We start from the raw sequence: 20,725 nt of genomic DNA, 5'->3' as shown, positions 1-20,725 counted from the left end.
GCGATTACGATTTCGTCGACTGCTCAAAGCGGCGCAGCAGCTGATTGCCGCGCTCTACCGCAGAGTCCAGCGCCTGCTGTGGCGTTTTCTTCCCGGTCCACACGCTTTCCAGCTCTTCATCCACGATGGTGCGGATCTGCGGCATGTTGCCCAGACGCAGGCCTTTGGTGAACGGCAGCGGCGGCTTGTTCAGCATCTGACGCGTCGCGATGTCCGCGCCCGGGTTTTTGCTGTAGAAGCCCTGCTCGCGGGTCAGATCGTACGCGGCTTTGGTGATCGGCAGGTAGCCGGTCTTCTGGTGCCACTCGGCGGCATTTTCCGGCTTCGCCAGGAAGTCGAGGAACTCGGCGACGCCTTTGTAGGTGCCCTTATCTTTACCCTGCATCACCCACAGGCTCGCCCCGCCGATGATGGCGTTCTGCGGCGCGCCTTTTACGTCGGCGTCGTACGGCATCATGCCCACGCCGTAGTTGAATTTGGCGTAGTGACGGATATCCGCCAGCGAGCCGGAAGACGCGGTGGTAATGGCGCAGTCGCCGTTATAGAACTTCTCGGTGGATTCGTCTTTACGCCCGAAGTAGCTGAAGTCGCCCTTCTTGTTCAGATCCGCCAGCAGCGCGATGTGCTTCACCTGCTCCGGCTTGTTGAACTCCAGAACCGCGTCGGTGCCGTCGAAGCCGTTGTTTTTGGTGGCAACCGGCAGGCCGTGCCAGGCGCTGAAGTTCTCAATCTGGATCCAGCCCTGCCAGCCGCTGGCGTAGCCGCACTTCATGCCCGCCGCTTTCAGCTTCGCGGTGTACTCGGCCAGATCCTGCCAGGTTTTTGGCGGCTGCTCCGGATCCAGGCCCGCTTTTTTGAAGGCATCCTTGTTGTAGTACAGCACCGGCGTGGAGCTGTTAAACGGCTGGGACAGCAGGTGGCCGGTTTTGGAATCGGTGTAGTAACCGGAGACGGTCGGCACGAACTGGGATTCGTCAAAGTTGATGCCCGCGTCTTTGAACACTTCGTAGACCGGTTTGATGGCTTTCGAGGCCATCATGGTTGCGGTGCCGACTTCATACACCTGCAACAGCGCAGGCGCGTTGCCGGTACGGAAGGCGGCGATGCCCGCGCTCAGGCTCTGCTCGTAGTTGCCTTTGTACACCGGCACAATTTTGTAATCCGGGTGGGTGTCGTTGAAACGCTGCGCCAGGGAGTCAACCTCTTTACCCAACTCCCCTTCCATGGAATGCCAGAACGGAATGGTGGTCACGGCCATTGCGTTCGTCGCAAAAGCCAGACCGATTGCCAGACCCAAAGCCGTGTGTCGTAACGATGTCATTGTCATCTCTCTTATTATGCCGGATGCGCGATATCACGCGTTTTGTGCTCGCGAGGTAACATGACATGCTCGAATGACAGAAAAATAACTGTTTGTTTACAGATAAGTGACGGCCAGGCGTCAGGGGGATGATGGTTGTGTGAAGGGGTTAATATGAAAAAAGCCGGGTGGCTGCTTCGCCTTACCCGGCCTGGAGGGTATCCGTAGGCCCGGTAAGCGTAGCGCCACCGGGCACTACAGACGGCTCAGCCGCCCAAATACGCGCTCCGCACCGCTTCGTTCGCCAGCAGCGCGTCGCCGGTATCCTCGAGCACCACGCGACCATTCTCCAGCACGTAGCCGCGATCGGCGAGCTTCAGCGCCTGGTTGGCGTTCTGCTCGACGAGGAAGATGGTCATCCCCTCTTTGCGCAGTTGCTCAATGGTGTCGAAAATCTGCTGGATGATGATCGGCGCAAGACCGAGCGACGGTTCGTCCAGCAGCAGCAGGCGCGGCTGGCTCATCAGCGCGCGGCCAATCGCCAGCATCTGCTGTTCACCGCCGGACATGGTGCCCGCACGCTGGATGCGGCGTTCCCACAGGCGCGGGAAGAGTTCGTACACCCATTTGATACGGGTGTGATACTGGTCGCGGTCAGCAAAAAAGCCGCCCATCGCCAGGTTCTCTTCCACCGTCATGCGCGAGAAGACGCGGCGCCCTTCCGGGACAATCGCCACCGCTTCACGCATAATTCTGGCGGTCTGCCAGTCGGTAATGTCTTTGCCATCAAACACAATCCGCCCGCTGGTGGCGCGCGGGTCGCCGCATAGGGTGCCGAGCAGCGTGGTTTTGCCCGCGCCGTTGGCGCCAATCAGGGTGACGATTTCCCCCTGATTGATGTGCAGGCTGACGTCGTGCAGCGCCTGGATCTTGCCGTAGTGCGCATTGACCTTGTCGAACGTTAACATCGCTTTTTCCATCTTATGCCTCACCAAGGTATGCGCGGATCACGTCCGGGTTGTTGCGGATCTCTTCCGGCGTGCCGTTTGCCAGCGGCGTGCCCTGGTTTACCACGTAGATACGGTCCGAAATGCCCATCACCAGCTTCATGTCGTGCTCAATCAGCAGGATGGTGGTGTCGTGATGATCGCGCAGCTCGGCAATCAGCTCGTCCAGCTCTTTGGTCTCTTTCGGGTTGAGGCCCGCCGCCGGTTCGTCGAGCATCAGGATCTCCGGCTGGGTCACCATGCAGCGCACGATCTCCAGCCGACGCTGGTCGCCATAGGCCAGGTTGCTCGCCTGCCGGTTGGCGTGCTGGAGCAGGCCGATACGGTCGAGCCAGGTGGCGGCGCGATCGAGCGCCTCCTCCTGCGTGCGGCGGAAGGCCGGGGTTTTCAGCAGGCCGGAGAACAGGCCGGTTTTCAGCTGCTGATGCTGTGCCACCAGCAGGTTCTCAATCACCGTCATCTCGCGGAACAGCCGCACGTGCTGGAAAGTACGCACCACGCCCATGCGGGCAATCTGCTGGCCCGGCAGCCCTTCCAGGTGCTGGTCGCGCAGCATGATGGTGCCGCCCGTCGGCTTGTAGAAACCGGTCAGGCAGTTGAAGACCGTGGTTTTCCCCGCGCCGTTCGGGCCAATCAGGGAGACGATCTCTTTTTTATGCAGATCCAGGTTCACATTGTTGACCGCCAGCAGGCCGCCAAAACGCATCATCAGACCGTTAACGGATAATAATGGCTGACTCATGCCTGCTCTCCTTTCGCTTCCGCACGCTTAAGCTTCAGCTGTGGACGCGTCATCGGCAGGAGGCCCTGCGGACGCCAGATCATCATCAGCACCATCAAACCACCCAGCATCAGCATGCTGTATTCGTTAAAGTCGCGCATCAGCTCGCGGGAGACCACCAGCAGGATGGCCGCGAGGATCACGGCGAACTGCGAGCCCATCCCGCCGAGCACCACGATCGCCAGCACAAAGGCCGATTCGGCAAAGGTGAACGACTCGGGGCTGACGAAGCCCTGGCGCGCGGCGAACAGCGTGCCGGCGAAACCGGCAAACGCGGCGCTGATGGTGAACGCGGTCAGCTTGATGCGGGTCGGGTTCAGGCCCAGAGAGCGGCAGGCGATCTCATCTTCGCGCAGCGCTTCCCACGCGCGGCCCAGCGGCATGCGCAGCAGGCGGTTGATCACGAACAGGGTGATGACCACCAGCAGCAGCGCCACCAGGTAGAGCCAGATCACGCGGTCGGACGGGTCATATTTGATGCCGAAGAAGTTGCTGAAGGTATCCCAGCCGCCTTCGCGGGCGGTACGGCTGAACTCCAGGCCGAAGAAGGTCGGCTTCGGGATCTGGCTGATGCCATTCGGCCCGCCGGTCACTTCGGTGTTGTTGAGCAGCAAGATACGGACAATTTCGCCGAAGCCTAAGGTCACAATCGCCAGGTAGTCACCGCGCAGGCGCAGCACCGGGAAGCCGAGCAGGAAGCCTGCGGCGGCAGAGACCAGCCCCGCCAGCGGCAGACAGGTCCAGAAGCCGAGGCCGTAATAGTGGTTCAGCAGCGCGAATGTGTACGCGCCGATAGCGTAGAAACCGCCGTAGCCCAGCACCAGCAGGCCGGACAGCCCCACCACCACGTTCAGACCGAGGCCGAGGATCACGTAAATCATGGTCAGGGTGGCGATGTCCACCGTGCCGCGCGACACCATAAACGGCCACGCCACGGCAGCCACCAGCAGCGCCACGAGGAACAGCTTCTGCTTTACCGTGGTACCGTCGATCGCCGGCAGAACGAACTTCGGCCCGGAGACGTTTTTCAGCGTCTTCTGGAACAGCGGACGCAGCAGCTGGAACAGAAACACCACGGCGGTGCCGATAAACACCCACTGCCAGCGGATGTCGGGGGCGGTATCGACCACCAGTTTCGTGCCGTCCAGCCCTAACTGGACGCCCATAAAGACGCCCGCCAGTACGAAGAACATGGCGGCAGAGAGCAGCGCCATAGCAAAATGCATCGGTTTCATACTTTCTCTACCTCCGGACGGCCCAGAATACCGGTAGGCATCACCAGCAGAACCAGAATCAGCAGGGCAAACGACACCACGTCTTTATACTCGGTACTCAGGTACGCCGAGGAGAGCGCTTCCGCCACGCCCAGGATCAGGCCACCGATCATCGCGCCCGGAATGCTGCCGATACCGCCCAGTACCGCCGCGGTGAAGGCTTTCATCCCGGCCATAAAGCCGATGTACGGGTTAATTACGCCGTAGAACTGGCCGAGCAGAACCCCCGCCACCGCCGCCATTGCGGCGCCAATCACGAAGGTCAGGGCGATGACGCGGTCGGTGTTGATGCCGAGCAGACTCGCCATCTTCAGATCTTCCGCGCAGGCGCGGCAGGCGCGTCCCATGCGGGAGTAGCGGATGAAAACGGTCAGGGCCAGCATCGCCAGGAAGGTGACAACCCAGATAACCAGCTGCATGGTGGTGACAGAGGCAGAGAAGTTTTCGCTGGCTCCCACAATCCATTGACCGTTAAACAGGCTTGGCAGCGCCACGTCGCGCGAGCCTTCGGTCAGGCTGACGTAGTTTTGCAGGAAGATCGACATACCAATCGCGGAAATCAGCGCAATCAGGCGCTTGGAGCTGCGCACCGGCCGGTAGGCCACGCGCTCAATGCTCCAGCCGTAGGCGCTGGCGATCACAATCGCGCCGACAAACCCGGCGGCCACCAGCAGCCAGCTGCTGTCGATGCCCATCATCATCAGCGCGGCGATGATCATAAAGGAGACGTAGCTACCGATCATGTACACCTCGCCGTGGGCGAAGTTGATCATGCCGATAATGCCGTAAACCATCGTATAGCCGATGGCGATCAGCGCGTAGGTGCTTCCCAGCGTGACGCCGTTAAACATCTGCTGCAAAAAGTAGAGAAACTGCTCGGACATATGCAAACCTTTTTATACCCGCCCGGGGAGCCGGGCGGTGGGATAATTATTTGGCGACCGAGGAAGACCCGTCGGCGTGCCACTTAAAGACACCAAATTCAAATCCCTTCAGATCGCCTTTCTCATCCCAGTTCAGCGGCCCAATCACGGTGTTCGCCCCGTGTGCTTTTAAATCTTTCACCAGATCCAGCGGCTCTTTGCTGCCGGTACGGTCCATTGCCGTTGCCAGAGACTGCACGGCCGCGTAGGTGATCCAGACGTACGGACCGCTCGGATCTTTCTTCTGCGCCTTGAGCGCATCCACGATAGCTTTGTTGGCCGGATCCTGGTCATAGCGTTTTGGCATAGTGACCAGCATGCCTTCGGCAGAATCCCCCGCGATGTTGGACAGTGAGGCATTGCCCACGCCTTCTGGCCCCATAAACTGGGTTTTCAGGCCGGTGGCGCGCGCCTGGCGCAGCATCTGGCCCATTTCCGGGTAGTAGCCACCGTAGTAAACGAAGTCGATATTCTCTTTTTGCAGGCGGGCGATCAGCGCGGAGAAGTCTTTTTCACCGGCGGTAATGCCGTCGAAGAAGACGATGTTCGCGCCGCCTTTTTTCAGGCCGTCCTGCACGGAGCGCGCCAGACCTTCGCCGTACTGCTGCTTGTCATGAATGATGGCGATACGCTGTGGCTTGACGGTCTCAAGGATATATTTGGCGGCGGTCGGTCCCTGAGAAGAGTCCAGGCCGGCGGTACGCATGATGTGCTGATAGCCGCGCTGGGTCAGCTCCGGGTTGGTGGCGCCCGGGGTGATCATCAGAATGCCTTCGTCCTCGTAGATGTCGGACGCGGGCTGCGTGGAGGACGAGCAGAGGTGGCCAATGACATACTGGATGCCATCGTTAACGATTTTGTTGGCGACCGCGACGGCCTGTTTCGGATCGCAGGCGTCGTCATATTCCACGCCCACCAGCTTGTCGCCCTTGATGCCGCCCTTAGCGTTGATGTCTTTTATGGCCTGGCGCGCACCGTTGAACTCCATGTCACCCCACTGGGCAACAGGACCGGACATCGCACCCACTACCGCAACTTTAATGTCCTCCGCCATAGCGATATGCGAGATCGACAGTGCGACCATCCCCGCGATTAACGTCTTCGCGTTCCTTTTCATCTCAGAATCCCCATTCGTGAAGTGATGTTTATATTTTGTTTTATTATGGTTAAAAAGCATTCTGTACTTTTAATGAACAACGCTATTTTTACCAGTGCCTTTAAGGGTTTAGCGCGGTTTTTTTATCAAAAACCAGACTAATATCTCTATTTTTCAGGAGATTAAGGAAAGATAATATTCTGAATTCAGGCAGAGATAAACAAATAAAAGCGCGTTTTGCAGCATAAAATAACGGTACAATGCGCGGAATAAATCACTGCCCTTCAGGTTAAAATCCTGCTTATTTTTCAATCCATGTGTTTTCGAACTGCCCATGTCGCCGCTAAAAAACGAATCACCTGGCAAACGGGAATAAAAAGAGAACGCGCCTGAGCAAATAAATTGAGTACACTGGCCCTACTTTTTTTGATTTGGACAAGCAGCTAATGAAACTGACTATCGTTCGTCTGGTGACCTTTAGCGAACAGGATCATATCGACCTGGGCAAGATCTGGCCGGAATATTCCCCTTCGTCGTTGGCCGTCGATGAGAACCACCGCATTTATGCCGCGCGCTTTAACGAGCGCCTGCTGGCCGCCGTTCGCGTAACGCTGAGCGGCACGGAAGGCGCGCTGGACTCGCTCCGCGTGCGCGACGTGACCCGCCGCCGTGGGGTCGGGCAGTATTTAATTGAAGAGGTGATCCGCGAAAACCCGAGCGTGACCTCCTGGTGGATGGCCGACGTGGGCGTAGAGGATCGCGGCGTGATGGCGGCGTTTATGCAGGCGTTAGGGTTTACGGCGCAGGCGAACGGGTGGGAGAAGCGCTAAAAACTCGCGCCGCATGAAGCTTGTGCGGCGCAAGTGTGTTACAGCGGCACGCTGATCACGCTCACTGGCAGCGAGCGCAACAGCTGCCCCCAGGCACGGTGGCGGCTTTTCTCTTCACTAATATCCAGCCCGATACCGTATACCAGTTCGCCCTGCCACGTTCCCCAGACATAGCTCATCACCTGTGATGCTCCCAGCCGATGGCTATCCCACTGGGGGTGAAATTCTGCGGGCGTACCGCCGGGATGCGCTTCGCTGATACTGTCACAGGTCGCAAAAAACGCGTGAAATTGCTGGTGCAGAAACGCGTGCTCCAGCTCCTGGTTACTGGCGTCCGCCAGCGTCTGTATGTGCTGCTGAAAGCGAATAAGCAGCGGGCGCGGCGGGCGAATGCCGTAGTAATAATCCAGCAGGTAGCCTAGTCCTCCTTTGCCCGACTGACCATTGATGCGGATGATCCCTTCGTAGCTACGGCCAATATCGTGCGGGTCGAGGGGTAAATAGGGCACATCCCAACGGGTGCGGTATTTTTGCAGCTCCATTGATTTGCGGATCGCATCCTGATGCGAACCGGAAAAGGCGGTGAATACCAGGCTTCCGGCGTAGGGATGGCGCGGCGGCACCGTCATTCCCGTCGCCGACTCATAGACATTCACCACCTGCGGAAGCCGGCTGAAATCAATCAGCGGATCGACGCCCTGCACCAACAGGTTTAACCCCAGCGTGACCAGATCGACATTGCCGGTACGTTCGCCGTTGCCAAACAGTGTGCCTTCTACACGTTCAGCGCCCGCAAGCAACGCCATTTCCGCTGCCGCCACCGCGCAACCGCGATCGTTATGAGGATGCACGCAAAGCGTCACCTTCTGGCGGTGGCGAAGCTTACCTGAGATCCATTCAATCTGGTCGGCATAGACGTTTGGCGAAGCCAGCTCGACGGTTGCAGGCAGGTTGATGATCACCTCCCGCCCCGTCTTCCCCACCCACAGGTCGATAACCGCGTTGCAAATCTCCAGCGCAAAATCCATCTCGGTGGCTGTAAAACTCTCCGGGGAGTACTCCAGCACCCAATTTTGCTCCACCTTTGCCATCTCCTCCAGCAGCCAGCGCACGCCCTGTAGCGCCAGTTCGATCACCCCAGCGCGGCTGAGATTAAAGACCTGCTCGCGCTGCTGTAACGACGTAGAGTTATAGAGATGCACCACCGCCTCTTTTACCCCACTCAGGGCGGCAACGGTGTCGGCGATAAGGTTTTCTCGCGCCTGCGTCAGCACCTGGATGCGTACGTCATCGGGGATCAACCCGTCGTCTATCAGGGTTCGTACAAACTGGTAGTCGGTTTCCGAGGCGGCGGGAAAACCTACTTCAATCTCTTTGTAGCCCATCGCTACCAACTGCTGATAAAGTGCCCGCTTTTGCTGAGGGTTCATTGGCTCCGGCAGCGCCTGGTTGCCGTCGCGCAGATCAACGCTACACCAGCGTGGTGCGTGGAGCAGCGCGCGTGTCGGCCACTGGCGGTTCGGCAGTTCAGGCTGCGGCATCGGGCAATATTTACCACCGGTCACATGCGCGCTCATGCTGCGTTCTCCTGCTTTTTCTCCACTTTCGGGAAAAACCAGAGCGCAATAACCGCACACGCCGCTGAGGCGAGCCAGACGCTGCTCCAGCTAAAGTGCGTTTGCATCCAAGGGATAGCGATCGGAGTGATAAACATCACCACGAACACGCTGGTGTTGCCCATTGCCAGCGCTGTTCCGGCGCGTTTTGCCCCCGCCATTGACGCCAGCTCGGTATAGGCCACGCCATGCCAGGCTGAGACCACCACGCCGGAGAGGATAAATAGCGCCGCCAGTAAGGCAAGGGTTGCTCCCTGATGCGGCAGAGTCGGCCAGATGCCTACCAGCACGCTCAGCAGCACAAAAGCCAGAATGCTTATCAGCGTGCAGCTTTTGAGATAACGCTTACGGTTTTTATTTTTGTCCGTCCAGCGTCCGCTCCAGATACGCGACACCATCGCCCCAACCTGGATAACCGCCAGGCACACGGACACTACGGCCACGTCGATATGGGCGAAGTCGTGCAGGAAGACCGATCCGAAAGTGAGCAGCGCGAACTGCGGCCCGCAGAGAATGCCGATTGCCAGCACGATTTTCCAGATGGCAGGATCGTACAGCGGCCCTTTGCCCGGTACGGCAGACGCAGTAGCGGCCTGAGCCGTATTGCCCCCGACGCGATCCGGCTCGTGCAACCACAGCCAGGCATAAAAACCCACCACGGCGCACAGCAGCGCAGAGACGATAAACATCGTTACAAACCCCCATGTAGCCGCCAGCCAGGGGAGAAGTAACGCGCCAATCCCATAGCCCATCGGTACCGCGGTCTGACGGATACTCATCGCCAGACCGCGCTCCCCCTCCTGAAACCAGGCCATGATCGCCCTGCCGCTGGAGCCGTTTACGCTGCTGCCAAGCAGTCCGATAAACAACACTCCGGTAATAAGCAGGCCGTATGCGGGAATAAAACCGTTATGCGGCGCGGCAAAGGCCGCCATCAGCAGCAACATCGCGCCGGTACTTAACAAGCCGGTCAGCAGGATCGGGCGGTCGCCCCAGCGGTCGGTCAAAAGCCCCCAGGGCAGCTCGCTAATCGCGATCCCCAATCCCAGCATCCCAAGCACGAACCCCAGCTCGGCATTGCTGATGTTGTAATCGGCACGCATAAAGACCGCCGTCGCCGGCAAGCCTCCTACCACCATTGAGAAACAGGCGTTGGCCGCTACGCCAATACCCAACACTTTCCAGCGGTGGCGCGCGCCGCGCAGCAGAGTCGTTGCAACTTCTGTCATCAGAGGGCCTCCTGAGTGGCATTAAACGTCCGGCGAGCCGGGAAAAGATCGGCGGTTTTTCGCCGTTCAGCGGTACTGCCAATCACCTCCAGAGCCGCCAGATGTTTCACGTTATTCACCGCCGCAACGGCATCTTCCAGCACTACGACGTGAAAACCGCGATCGTGGGCGCTCATCGCCGTCGCCAGCACCACAAACTCGGTAGAAACACCGGCCAGCACCAGCGTGTCCACGCCCATGCTTCGCAGCGTCAATTCAAGGCTGGTCTGGTAAAACGGATCAACCCGATGCTTGCGGACAATGCTCTCCTCCGGCAGCGGTGCCAGCGCTTCGACGATATCCGTCGACCAGGTGTCAAAACGCAACAGCCGGTTGCGACGTGCGATATCAAAAACCTCGGAGCCGGTTGGGCATTCAACGTAGTTTTCAGAAAAACCAACTACCACATGCACCACCGGAGTATGAGCGGCACGCGCCCCTGCCAGCGCCTGAGCAGCCTGTTTAATCACCCCTTTTTCCCGCACCTGCTGGTAGTAACCCATCTGCGCGTATACGCCATCGGGATGGACTATCTCATTGAGAAAATCCAACATCAGTAACGCCATTTTTTTCATCGTCTTTATTCCTGCTTAAGATCGGCAGCGGGTAGCGCCGTTAAGATGTGTTCTGCAATGGCATCCGCATCGCAGATAAAATCAGTCCAATAGCCCGGGCGGCTGCTGCCAGCGGACATAAACCAGCGCGTGTGTTCGCTGGGAATACCAATAACGTAAAGCTGGGGAACCGCCTTCCCCTGCTGGTTAAGGGGATGATATGGCGCGCGGGTAACCGCCACGCCGCCGGTCTGAAAGCGGGTATCGGCATCTTCCACGGTGAAGTTTTGCCAGAGACCACGCTGGCGCAGCGCCTGAGTCAGCGGCGATAGATCCCGCGTCAGATCCTGCCCCGGCACCCTGGCGTCCAGCAGCGTCTCTACGCGCCACACGGCCCCTTCCACCTGTGGGGAAGAGAGCTCAAAAGCAGCGCTTTCCACGCCGCAGGTGATCTGCATACGCGGCCCGACGACCGTCAGAATGCCGGCGTCAATCAGAGCGAGCATTTGTCGGGTTCGGTAGCGCGGCGGCCCGGCGGAAAGCAGCGCACTCACCGGGGAGTAGCGGGAGAGAAACGCATCGCGAAACGAGGCCGGAGCCAGACCGCCGAAATCCACCACTCTGCGCACCAGCCCGCGAGTATCGCGCAGCGTATCCAGCGCTGCCTTAAGCGGGTTATCCACGTTACCTCCCTCCGCGTGTTCACTATCGCGAACCAGCTCTTCGCGCAGCGCGGCGTGGAAATGGCTCGCGGAGATGAACCGGCGCTCACGAAAGGGATCGCCGAGCTGATAAAAATCCAGTGCAGGCACATCGGTGAGGCCAAAGCGCGCGGCGATGTCCGGCAGGCTATCAAACGCCTCAACCTCCAGCGCCTGCGCGCAGGCACGAAATTCCAGCTCAGCGGAAAGGCCAAAACGCTGGCGCAGCGTGGTGGCGTACCAGGTCAGGTTGACCTCTGCCATCAGCAGCGGCAGCACGTCGCGATCAAAATCGAGTTGTCCGCGGGCGGCCAGGGCCTCGGCACGCTCCTGGGTAAAAAGCACGCTTTGATAGCGGAAGTTAGGGGCCTTCTGGTTACGCCCACGGCCGGGGATGGGCAGACTACTGCGTGAACCGGCCACCAGACGCGGCTCGCGCCCGGAGGGTTGATAGCGCAGTGAGCCATCGGCCTGCTCAATAAACTGGCCGCCGCGCCCGGTGGTTAACGCCGCCATGACATCCAGAAACGACAGCCCCAGTCCTAAAATGCCGACGGCGCTGCCGGGGGCGATCTCCTCCAGCGGCATATCGGCGGCTGAATCGCCAGGCACCCAGCGCAGCGACGGATGAGTGTCTGCATAGGCCTGCCAGCGCTGCTCCTGTTCGCTCAGGCTGTTACGGGGATGGCCGCTGGCAATAACCACGCGGTCTACCGTGAGGGTTTCACCATCGCGAAATAACAGCACCGCCCGGCTATTATTCAACGGCACTATGTCTGTTACCTCCGCCTGTCGAGGGCAAAAGCGCTGCGCCGGGCTAAACGAGGCTTTGATGCAGTTCAGAACGAAGTGCATATATTCGCCATACAGCGCACGCGGCGCCCAGGCATTCTCGCCAGGGAAGTCGTCCCGCGTGGCACGCCACCAGGCGGCGAGCGAAGGGCCGCAGCCTGGACGAGCCGTTGCCACGTCGCCTTCGCCGGAAAAGGCGGAGACTTCTTCCGCTACGGTATTCATGACGAAAGCGGCATCCTGTTCCTGGCGCCAGATACGGCCCGTTCCGGGGTGCTGTTTATCGATATAGTGGATTTCCACCCCGGCGTCCGGCTGGTCCTGTAAACGCGCGGCGAGGCGTTCAAGTACCGAAAGCGCCCGAGGGCCATTGCCAATAATGGCGATTCGAAGCGCTTCGCTCATGACGCCACCTGCTTTAGCGGATACGGGCAGTCAGCGAGCGCCTGGCTGATGCTATCCAGCGCGGCGATAAGCGTGTCAGTCGCCCCGGCAAACGACAGGCGAATCGCGCTGGATTCCTCCTTGCCAAATGCGGTACCCGGCGTGACGGCAACATGGGCGTGAGTCAGCAGCCAGTGTGTTACAGCCCGGGCGTCCCCCATACCCAGGCCGCTGATGTCGGCGTAAACATACAGTCCTCCCTCCGGCGCCCGGCAGGCGATCCCCGGAATGGCGTTTAGCCGGTTTACCACCAGATCCCTGCGCTGACGGTAGTGCGCCACCATATCCAGCATCGGCTGACGGTCACCAATCAGCGCGGCCAACCCGCCCTGCTGCACGAAGGAGCCGGCGCATCCCACGCTGTGCTGCTGAACTTTAAGAATTTCATTGAGCAGAGTTTCCGGCGCGCTGAGGTAGCCGAGCCGCCAGCCGGTCATCGCCCAGGCTTTGGAGAAACCGCTGATAGTGACGGTACGCTCAAACATGCCGGGTTCCGCCGCGAGGCTACGATGGCGTCCCGGCAGATAGCGGATATGTTCGTAAATTTCATCCATCACCACGAACAGGTCATGCTTCTGCGCGACCTGGCAGACCGCGTCGATCTCCTCTGTTGTTAACACCCGCCCGGTGGGGTTGTTCGGGTTATTAAGCAACAGCACGCGGGTTTTCGCGGTGATGCAACTTTCTAGCGCCTGACGGGTGAGGAAGAACTGATTCTCTTTTGCCAGCGGCAGGGTCACCGGCTTCGCCCCGGCCATTTCCGCCATCGCGATATAGCTCACCCAGCAGGGGGTGGGGATCACGATTTCATCGCCAGGATTCAGCAGCGTCATCAGCGTAATAAACAGCGCGTGTTTCGCCGAAGGCGTCACAATAATATTTTTATTCCACTGAACCGGCAGCTGGTTTTCTTCAAAGAGCTGGCTGGCGATGGCTTTTAATAATCCAGGCGTACCTTTACTGGCGGTGTAATGGGTCATGCCATTTTTCATCGCCGTTATAGTGTAATTAGTAATATGATTTGGCGTGGCAAAATCAGGCTCGCCGCCGCCTAAATCATAAATAACTTTCCCTTCCGCCTGCATGGTTTTAACTTTATCGAGAATGGCATAGGTTTCTGATAAACCTATACGCTTTACGCGATCGGCGACGTTTCTCATCGTGCATGTTCCGTTAAATAAAGAAATAAATTTTGCGAAGCGGACTAATCTTCAACCCGGCCAAAAATACCGTTATGCCAGTGTTCCTGATATTTCTCGGCAGTTTGCCGATCGCGGAATGCATAGGTTTTTAATAGCCAGCGGCGCGCGGCATTCTCTTTATCCTTAATTTCAATTTTTTCCCGGTTGTGCAATCCATCCTGGTTGGCGAAGGTTAAAAGGTCGCCCTGCAAAATCCGGTGGCGCTGTTTATCCGCTTTGGTCATCGCCTGCATAAAAGCAATCAGGGCGTCTTTTGCCTCATTGGGCGCCTCTGGCGCAACGTGAGTCAACGTATCCAGGTAACGAATGCTATGGTGATTTTTCAAAATGGCGTGATCCGGCGAGCTCACCTGACGGCGGTTGGTTTCACGGGAGTAAACGTCAAACTGGGTGCGATACCACGGCTGGCGAAGCGCCGCCTGCTGGTCGTCCGTCAGGTGCGCCAGAATGGCTTTGCCGTCAATATAGCCGGTAAAAATCAGCTCCTCGTCCGGGCTGCGTAGACCCAAAAGCGTGACGAAATCAGCGCGTACCGCGTGAGCGGTACGGTCGTTATGGTAGACCAGTTCACTATCGCTAAAACCCGTTAATTGCCCGCTGTATTTGCGAATAGCAATAACATCGGTAAAGAAATCTCCATTATTACGGCTGCCGTAGGCTAATAACGGTGTATCGGTTAGTAGCGAAAAACATTCCAGTAGCACCTCACCGACAAATGTTTTTTTCTTTTTATATTTATCGCTAATGGGATTTTCCGGATCCAACTCCGGCAAGTCGATATCCCGTGGGCAATTGCGTAATACATGAATATCACTTACGCCCGACTCGCGTTCATTTTTAATTGCGGTACAAATATCGACAAAAAAGCCTGGCACGCCTCTAAAATAACAAACCTCAGCAACCGCAAGCTTAAATGCCTGATAATCCGTATAAGGATTAACAACAATTTGCTGGAAGAAGCGGGTTAATTCTTTGTTTTCTTCATCCGAAAAATGATAAAACGGTTTCATGATGTCTTGCACCCTGTTAATGAGCTGATTGTAAGTAAGTAGAATTAACGGTACTGACGTTTTAAATCATTAAATGAGGTTATTTCACCCTTTATTGCGCTGGCGACCACCGTCGAAGGGCTGCCTAGCCAGACTTTCCCCGGACCTGAGCGGCCAGGAAAATTTCGATTAATGGCGCTGATAGTGACCTGTCCAGCATCCACCGACGATCCGGGGCCGCAGTTTGCGCAGGCACCGCAGGCAGGTTTGAGCAGTATCGCCCCAGCCTGATGGAACGTCTCCAGATACCCTTGCTCGCGACAGTAGTCGTAGACATCCATGGTGCCAAACTGTAGGTAGAGCGTCACATCTGGCGGCAGTTGTTTACCCCTGGATAAAGCCCAATCCAGCACCGCATGATATTCATCAAAATCATCCCGCTTGCCCGCAGTACATGAACCGCCGTAGGCAATATCAATTTTAACCGGCTCGCTCAAAGACGACAGCGCCAGCCCATTACCCGGATCGCCCGGCAGTGCAATCATTGGCGCAAGATCGATGCAGTCAATCACCATTGTTGAGGCGTAATGCGCGCCCTCATCGCTACGCATCCACGCTTCAATGGTGAAATCGATTCCGCGACGGGCCTTCAGGAAGGCAACAGTCTGCGCATCGGGCGCCACCAGTCCTGAAACGCCACCCAACTCTGCCACCATATTGGTGAGCGTGGCGCGTTCGTCCACCGATAATCCTTCGACGGCCTCACCACAAAATTCAAAGATTTTGCCAATACCACCTCCCTGACGGATCCACTCCGTTGCCAGCAGGTGCAGTACCATATCTTTCGCGCCAGTGCCTTCCGGCAGCGTACCGGTGAACACTACTTTCACCGTTTCCGGCGGCGTCATACGAAAAGCGCCGGTAACCATGCTGCCTGCCATATCGGTGCTGCCGACGCCCACAGCCAAACAGCCCAGCGCACCACAGTGTGGGGTGTGGGAATCGGTGCCGATGATAAGCTGCCCAGGCAGGGCGTGGCGCTCCGCCATCAGCGCATGGGAGATACCTTCTGCACCCTCGCCGTCCGGGTTGTATCGGTGTGCCGTCAATCCCCACGTTTGGGTAAACGCCCGGTGAGCCGCCAGCAGGTGTTCCAGGTCGCCGGTAAGCTGCCCGTCAATATGCACTTTGCTTTGATGCATGTACGGCAGGTGATCTTCAAAGGTGATGATCGAATCCGGCTGCCACAGGGTCAGCTCGCGGCCAAAAGTCCGTTTCAGCATATGGCCACACATGGCGGTGTAATACTCATGGATAAAGCGCCAGTCCGGGCGCAGCAGTAGCGCGGTGCCGGGGAAATCGCCCTGCTCCAGACGATGGCGGGCAATGATTTTCTCCCCCAGCGTCATCGGTTTCGGCTCGCTCGTGGCGGCTAAAGGCGGCAGACCGCTTTTCTCCATCTGTCCTTTCCACCAGGCCAGCAGCCCGCCGGACTGGATAACGCGTCGGGCGCTCTCTTCCCGGTCAGCAACAATCTCTTCAAGGGTGAGCGCTTCTCCGCGCGCCAGTTTGTCCACCAGCGCCATGTTAGTGGAGGTGAGCAAACCTATGTTATCGGCGTTTTGCCGGTAGATACGTTCAAAACTTTCGGCGATGACCAGCTGTACGCCGGCTGCCTTCTCCGCAACCGGGCTATGCTCGCGGGATGAGCCTTTACCGTAGCGCAGTCCGCCAACCACGACGTTTATCCCTGCCTCAACGATGGCATTTTTTCCTATCGGATTTTCAGCGCCGCACTTCAGGCCCGTCCAGGCGAATGCTCCCAGTCGTTCGTCGTAGTAGGCTAGCGCCGGGATAGGGGTGATTTCATCGGTGGAAATGTTATCGCGCAGCGGCCTGGCCTGCGCCAGCGAAAGAGATTCGCCACGAAGCTGAGCCGTAATTTTGTTCGGGTCTGCCGCCAGGAATAATATTCTGGCCTGAGTTAGCATCAGTTTCATGCGGCGACATCCGTAAGAGCGGCTTCAACGCGGCCGCCCCAGACTGCATAGATGAGCGCGCCCTGCGGCGTTCGCCAGGCGTGCTCGCTGCCTGGTGCGTAGCAGATTAGCTCACCGGGGTGGTAAACACCGTTATCGTCTTCAAAGGTGCCATCCAGAATCAGAAACGTTTCATGCCCCGTATGGAGATGAGATTTTGCAGATGCCCCCGGCGCGCAATGCACTAGCGCGATGCGCTGCCCTGAATCATCCTGAAAAAGTTCGAAAATGCGCGCATCCTTGCGACCAAGCGTGCTGTGGGCTTCCCAGGCGACGCTATCTATATTCTTCAACACCGAAAACAAATTCAGGGTAACGGGCAGACCGTTATTCATTCTCTCTTCTCCCAAAAGCCAGGCGGTATTTATTTGAGCATTGCGATCACTCCAGCAATAGCTTGTTTGTAATACGCTTCGGACTGGGTTGCCCTGGCGATAACAAACGCCCCCTGCATGACTGAAATGAGCGTTAATGCCGTTTGTTTTACATCCAGATCGGCAGAAAATTCACCGGAGGTTTTTCCCTCTTCCAGCACTTTTTCCAGCTCGCCGATCAGCCATTCAAAATTGTTCGCAATGGGTTCACGTAGCGTGTCGTCGCGAATCACTTCGCTATCCTGCGCTAATCCGCCCATCCTGCACCCAGCCAGTACTTCACGTTCACGCAGCAGATAGTCCTTAATTCGCTCACGTGCATTTTTCTCAGCATGCAAAATGGTGGAAATCTCTTTTTGTAGCTCCTCGGCGTTAAGCAGGATCGTCTGTCGGGCCAGATCCGCCTTGCCTTTGAAGTGGTGATACATGCTTCCTTGCCCAACGCCAGAAACCTGTTGTATCTCTTTCGGGCTAGTGTTGGAGTAACCACGGGTCCATAAAAGTTCCTGCATGGTTTTAATCAGTGCGTCTTTGGTTTTCATTTTTGTACCTATTAGTATGTAAAATGGCAATCACTAAATTAGCAAAAAGTTGTTAATATCGACCCTCTCAAATGTTACAGATGTTAATTTTATGTATATGCAATATTCCGATATAAAAATTCCATCACCCCTTTTTACTCTGCAATAACCACAATAAATGTAGTAAATTCGTTGGGTTACGCTAAAAGTGCATAAGAAAAGCACAGACGAGGCGGTAGTAAAAGCCCTGAAACATGTTGTTTGATCAATATCACCTTCTGGTTTGCCCGATTGTTCTTAATCATCAGGCAAAAGCATAGTGCGATGGCGCTAAATAATATTGTAGTGATAGTAAACAAAACCGGAGGCGGGAAAGAAAAAAGCGAGGAGAGGAGAGACGGCGAGCGGTAAATCCCGCCCGCCGCAGGAAAATTATTTGGCGTCAGTTGCCGTTCCGTTAGCATGCCAGTCAAACACGCCGAACTCAAAGCCCTTCAGGTCGCCCTTCTCATCCCAGGAGAGCGGCCCCATCACGGTTTCTACCGAATTCGCTTTCAGCCAGGTGGCAATCTCCGTCGGATCGGCTGACTGGTTCAGGCCCGCTTGCAGAGACTGCAACGCTGCGTAGGTGGTCCACACGAACGCACCGCTTGGATCCTGTTTCTTCGCCTTGATGGCATCCACCACTGGTTTGTTCGCAGGTACCTGATCGTAGTTCTTCGGCTTGGTCACCAGCAGGCCTTCGGCAGATTCACCTGCGATGTTAGACAGGGAAACGTTCGCCACGCCTTCTGGCCCCATGAACTGAGTCTTCAGACCCGCCGCACGCGCCTGACGCAGGATCTGCCCCATTTCCGGGTGATAGCCGCCGTAGTAAACGAAGTCGATATTCTCTTTCTTCAGACGCGCCACCAGGGTAGAGAAATCTTTCTCGCCGGCGGTGATACCGTCAAAGAACACCACGTTGGCGTTCGCTTTTTTCAGGTTGTCCTGCACCGCGCGCGCCAGGCCTTCACCGTACTGCTGTTTATCATGAACAATCGCGATGCGCTGCGGCTTCACTTTCTCCACGATGTACTTCGCGGCGGTTGGGCCCTGATCGGAGTCCAGACCGGTGGTGCGCAGGATCAGCTTATAGCCGCGCGCAGTCAGCTCGGGTGCCGTCGCTGCCGGGGTGATCATCAGAATGCCTTCGTCTTCGTAGATATCAGACGCAGGCTGCGTGGAGGAGGAGCACAGGTGACCGATAACGTATTTGATGCCGTCGTTCACCACTTTGTTCGCCACCGCGACCGCCTGTTTCGGGTCACAGGCATCGTCATATTTTACGATTTGCAGCTTTTCGCCCTTGATACCGCCCTTAGCATTAATGTCTGCAACCGCCTGTTCTGCGCCCGTAAATTCCTGGTCGCCGTACTGTGCTACCGGGCCGGACATCGCGCCCACCACGGCCACTTTAATATCGGCCTGCGCCATGGTGCTGAATGCCAACGCGATACATCCTGCCAGTAACGCTTTACCCTTCATATTCATCCTGAGATTCCCCATTATTATGGTTATAACGATTGTTGTGATGTTGTTGTGTAGCGCTTTATTTCAGTTATAGGCCTGCTGGTCGCGCTTTTTCAGCATACTCTGCTAAAACATACCCCATTTTTATGATTTTGGAATAGCTAATTTGAAATGAAAATATGATAGGCCCGACCGTTATTTCAGCCGGGCGTTTGGCTTTATCGTGTCAGCGAGGCGGAAATAATATCCAGCGCTTTACGGAACTGTGCTTCGGGGATGGTGAGCGGATAGAGAAAACGGATCACGTTGCCGTAAACGCCGCAGCTCAGGAGCAACAGCCCTTCGTTCAGCGCGCGCTCCTGAACCTGGCGGGTAAATTCCGGCGACGGCTGCCCGGTTTGCGGATCGGTAAATTCTACCGCCACCATTGAGCCCTGCGCGCGGATATCGGCGATATAAGAACAGCCATCCTTCGCTTTATTCAGCACCTCGACCAGATGATGGCCGAGATGAGACGCGCGCGTGCAGAGGTTGTCTTCGTCAATCACGTCCAGCACCGCATGGGCCGCGGCGATCGCCAGCGGGTTGCCCGCGTAGGTGCCGCCCAGCCCGCCAGGCGCAGGCGCATCCATCACCTCGGCACGGCCCGATACCGCTGAGAGCGGCATCCCGCCCGCCAGGCTTTTCGCCATGGTGATGAGGTCCGGCTTCACGCAATGGTTTTCCATGGAGAACAGCTTGCCGGTGCGGGCGAAGCCGGTTTGTACTTCATCGGCAATCAGCAAAATACCGTGCGTGTCGCACAGGGCACGCAGCGCCTGCATGAAATCAGCGGGCGCGACGTTGAACCCGCCTTCCCCCTGAACCGGTTCAATAATGATGGCCGCCACCTGATCGGGCGCGATGTCGGCTTTGAAAATGCGCTCCAGGCTTTTTAGCGCTTCGGCGGTACTGACCCCGTGCAGGTCGTTGGGGAATTGCGCGTGGTAGACCGAGCCGGGGAACGGGCCGAAGCCGAGCTTATAGGGCGCCACTTTGCCGGTCAGCGCCATGGTCATAAAGGTACGGCCATGGAACGCGCCGCCGAAAGTGATGAGGCCGGGACGTCTGGTATACGCGCGGGCAATTTTCACCGCGTTTTCGACCGCTTCTGCACCGGTTGAGAAAAAGGCGGTTTTGGCCGGCCCCTCTATCGGCACGCGCTGGTTGATGCGCTCGGCAAGCGCCACATAGCCTTCGTAGGGGACGATTTGATAAGCGGTATGGGTAAAGGCGTGAAGCTGTTTTTCGATGGCAGCGATAACTTTTGGATGGCGATGGCCGGTATTCAGCACGGCGATCCCGGCGGCAAAATCAATATACTCGTTACCTTCCACGTCCCACACCGTGGCGTTTTCGGCTTTATCGGCATAGAAGTGACACATGACGCCGATACCGCGCGGCGTTGCCTGGATACGTCGGTCATTCAGTTCGTTATTTTTCACCCTGACCCCCTGAGAATG

Annotated in this window: 18 protein-coding genes; 1 reads left to right on the top strand and 17 read right to left on the bottom strand. The window is 57.2% G+C overall.

Features of this window, described 5'->3' with window-relative positions; genetic code table 11:
* Positions 1-4: 4 nt before the first annotated feature.
* From ugpB to livK, 6 genes are all read right to left on the bottom strand, one after another.
* Complete coding sequence (ugpB, locus tag N5C09_RS13485) at positions 5-1,321, bottom strand: sn-glycerol-3-phosphate ABC transporter substrate-binding protein UgpB (RefSeq protein ID WP_263610865.1); 1,317 nt, start codon at positions 1,319-1,321, stop codon at positions 5-7.
* A gap of 245 nt (positions 1,322-1,566) precedes the next feature.
* Positions 1,567-2,280 (bottom strand): high-affinity branched-chain amino acid ABC transporter ATP-binding protein LivF, encoded by a 714-nt coding sequence (gene livF / locus N5C09_RS13480; protein WP_074177582.1) that lies wholly within the window; start codon positions 2,278-2,280, stop codon positions 1,567-1,569.
* Position 2,281: 1 nt separating this feature from the next.
* Positions 2,282-3,049, bottom strand: coding sequence for a high-affinity branched-chain amino acid ABC transporter ATP-binding protein LivG (livG, locus tag N5C09_RS13475; RefSeq protein WP_006812274.1), 768 nt, complete (start codon positions 3,047-3,049; stop codon positions 2,282-2,284).
* Entirely contained in the window at positions 3,046-4,323 is a 1,278-nt protein-coding gene (locus N5C09_RS13470) for a high-affinity branched-chain amino acid ABC transporter permease LivM (protein WP_063865377.1), read from the bottom strand. The genes livG and N5C09_RS13470 overlap by 4 nt, the downstream gene beginning before the upstream one ends.
* Entirely contained in the window at positions 4,320-5,246 is a 927-nt protein-coding gene (gene livH, locus N5C09_RS13465) for a high-affinity branched-chain amino acid ABC transporter permease LivH (protein ID WP_063449544.1), read from the bottom strand. The genes N5C09_RS13470 and livH overlap by 4 nt, the downstream gene beginning before the upstream one ends.
* 46 nt (positions 5,247-5,292) lie before the next feature.
* Positions 5,293-6,402: a high-affinity branched-chain amino acid ABC transporter substrate-binding protein LivK gene (gene livK / locus N5C09_RS13460; RefSeq protein ID WP_193036025.1), complete on the bottom strand. Its 1,110-nt coding sequence runs from the start codon at positions 6,400-6,402 to the stop codon at positions 5,293-5,295.
* Between the two features lie 425 nt (positions 6,403-6,827).
* On the opposite strand from livK, the gene panM reads away from it, so the two are divergent.
* A complete protein-coding gene (gene panM, locus N5C09_RS13455) occupies positions 6,828-7,211 on the top strand; it encodes an aspartate 1-decarboxylase autocleavage activator PanM (protein ID WP_063449547.1) in 384 nt (127 codons plus the stop codon).
* A 38-nt stretch (positions 7,212-7,249) separates the two neighbouring features.
* Here panM and N5C09_RS13450 read toward each other — a convergent pair whose 3' ends face one another.
* The 11 genes from N5C09_RS13450 to N5C09_RS13400 form a co-directional block, all read right to left on the bottom strand.
* On the bottom strand, positions 7,250-8,788 hold the full coding sequence (locus tag N5C09_RS13450) for a 2-isopropylmalate synthase (protein WP_279749214.1): 1,539 nt from the start codon (positions 8,786-8,788) through the stop codon (positions 7,250-7,252).
* Positions 8,785-10,056, bottom strand: coding sequence for an MFS transporter (locus N5C09_RS13445; RefSeq protein ID WP_107534115.1), 1,272 nt, complete (start codon positions 10,054-10,056; stop codon positions 8,785-8,787). Before N5C09_RS13445 ends, N5C09_RS13450 begins: the two co-directional genes overlap by 4 nt.
* Positions 10,056-10,670: an isochorismatase family cysteine hydrolase gene (locus N5C09_RS13440; protein ID WP_107534116.1), complete on the bottom strand. Its 615-nt coding sequence runs from the start codon at positions 10,668-10,670 to the stop codon at positions 10,056-10,058. The genes N5C09_RS13445 and N5C09_RS13440 overlap by 1 nt, the downstream gene beginning before the upstream one ends.
* A 5-nt stretch (positions 10,671-10,675) precedes the next feature.
* On the bottom strand, positions 10,676-12,547 hold the full coding sequence (locus tag N5C09_RS13435) for an FAD/NAD(P)-binding protein (protein ID WP_279749213.1): 1,872 nt from the start codon (positions 12,545-12,547) through the stop codon (positions 10,676-10,678).
* Positions 12,544-13,746 carry a pyridoxal phosphate-dependent aminotransferase gene (locus N5C09_RS13430; protein WP_107534118.1) on the bottom strand — a complete coding sequence of 401 codons (1,203 nt, stop codon included), beginning with the start codon at positions 13,744-13,746 and terminating at the stop codon, positions 12,544-12,546. Before N5C09_RS13430 ends, N5C09_RS13435 begins: the two co-directional genes overlap by 4 nt.
* Positions 13,747-13,790: 44 nt before the next feature.
* The gene (locus N5C09_RS13425) at positions 13,791-14,798 is read right to left on the bottom strand and encodes a TauD/TfdA family dioxygenase (RefSeq protein ID WP_279749212.1); all 1,008 of its coding nucleotides are present in this window, start codon (positions 14,796-14,798) and stop codon (positions 13,791-13,793) included.
* Positions 14,799-14,842: 44 nt separating this feature from the next.
* A complete protein-coding gene (locus tag N5C09_RS13420) occupies positions 14,843-16,777 on the bottom strand; it encodes an aconitase family protein (protein WP_279749211.1) in 1,935 nt (644 codons plus the stop codon).
* Positions 16,774-17,151 carry a cupin domain-containing protein gene (locus N5C09_RS13415; RefSeq protein WP_193036037.1) on the bottom strand — a complete coding sequence of 126 codons (378 nt, stop codon included), beginning with the start codon at positions 17,149-17,151 and terminating at the stop codon, positions 16,774-16,776. The genes N5C09_RS13420 and N5C09_RS13415 overlap by 4 nt, the downstream gene beginning before the upstream one ends.
* 29 nt (positions 17,152-17,180) lie before the next feature.
* Complete coding sequence (locus N5C09_RS13410; RefSeq protein ID WP_107534124.1) at positions 17,181-17,732, bottom strand: TetR family transcriptional regulator; 552 nt, start codon at positions 17,730-17,732, stop codon at positions 17,181-17,183.
* Between the two features lie 411 nt (positions 17,733-18,143).
* The gene (gene livJ, locus N5C09_RS13405; RefSeq protein WP_279749210.1) at positions 18,144-19,244 is read right to left on the bottom strand and encodes a branched chain amino acid ABC transporter substrate-binding protein LivJ; all 1,101 of its coding nucleotides are present in this window, start codon (positions 19,242-19,244) and stop codon (positions 18,144-18,146) included.
* Between the two features lie 197 nt (positions 19,245-19,441).
* Positions 19,442-20,707, bottom strand: a complete 1,266-nt coding sequence (locus N5C09_RS13400) for a 4-aminobutyrate--2-oxoglutarate transaminase (RefSeq protein WP_279749209.1) — start codon at positions 20,705-20,707, stop codon at positions 19,442-19,444.
* Positions 20,708-20,725: the final 18 nt, after the last annotated feature.

The organism is Enterobacter sp. GD03975 (assembly GCF_029838645.1).
GTDB classification, from domain to species: Bacteria; Pseudomonadota; Gammaproteobacteria; order Enterobacterales; family Enterobacteriaceae; genus Enterobacter; species Enterobacter quasihormaechei.
Note: the sequence above shows the minus strand (reverse complement) of the source record. Positions and strands in the feature narration are given on the sequence as shown.